Below are 209 nucleotides of genomic sequence, written 5' to 3' on the forward strand. Positions count from 1 at the left end.
TTTCAAATTTGTTTATTTATAGTTTATCCGATGATTTCCTTACAGAAAGAAACATTTTGTAAATTGTATCATGTACCGAGATAGAATACAATGACAGGTATTGACAAAAATACAGAATCAGGAGAAATGGTACAATGACAAGATTTATTGCGGATTCCTGCAGTGATATGCTTCAGATGGAAGGCGTGGATTTTGTAGCGGTTCCGCTT

It is taken from the genome of Blautia sp. CAG:257, from assembly GCF_000433815.1.
GTDB lineage: Bacteria > Bacillota > Clostridia > Lachnospirales > Lachnospiraceae > Blautia_A > Blautia_A caecimuris.